At 46.1% G+C, this 727-nt stretch carries 2 pseudogenes; one reads left to right on the top strand and one right to left on the bottom strand.

The features are described 5' to 3' along the window. Positions 1-473, top strand: a pseudogene (locus R8N49_RS27030) (peptidase T); the annotation flags it as partial. A gap of 103 nt (positions 474-576) precedes the next feature. Here the strand turns inward: R8N49_RS27030 and R8N49_RS27025 are convergent. Then, a pseudogene (locus tag R8N49_RS27025) lies at positions 577-727 on the bottom strand (cell division protein DedD); the annotation flags it as partial.

Genomic DNA, 727 nt, shown 5'->3' with positions numbered 1-727 from the left:
AAACCACAGAAGGGTATGAGGGTTTCTTCCATCTGAAATCGGGAGAACTGGGTATCGCCCGCAGTGAACTTGGTTACATCATCCGCGATTTTGACCGTGAAGGGTTAGAAGAGCGTAAGGCGCTGATGCAAAAACTTGTCGATGAAATGAACGCAGGTCTGAAACACGGTTCAGTCGAACTTAACATTACCGACAGTTACTACAACATGCGCGAAATGGTTGAGCCGTACCCTCACATTATCGAATTAGCGAAACAGGCAATGGAAGCGTGTGATGTTGAACCGTTGATCAAACCGATTCGTGGTGGTACGGATGGCGCGCGGTTATCCTTTATGGGATTGCCTTGCCCTAACATCTTCACCGGTGGTTTCAACTTTCATGGTATCCATGAATTTATCTCTGTAGAGATGATGGAAAAATCTGTCCTTGTGATTGTAAAAATCGCTGAACTTACCGCTAAAAAACACGGTTGATGGAACGTTCACCCACTCAATTCAATTGAATGGGTGACGGGTGGCATCGATACAAAAAAGCCCAGACAATTTCTGCGTCTGGGCTTTGTAGTTTTTGGAAGGACTAACGATCGTCTTTATCCTCGAAATTGATGTCGTCTAGCGGTAGCCAATCTACCTCACCACCCGCCTGATCAAACATATCTTGGCTCACTTGGATTTTATCTCCCCAGCGAGATAGAAAGTCTTCAGACTGCTCTGGGCAGTGAACGTGC

The organism is Vibrio sp. 1978, from assembly GCF_033344345.1.
The sequence above is the reverse complement of the archived record's forward strand: the minus strand, read 5'-3'. Positions and strand labels throughout refer to the sequence as shown.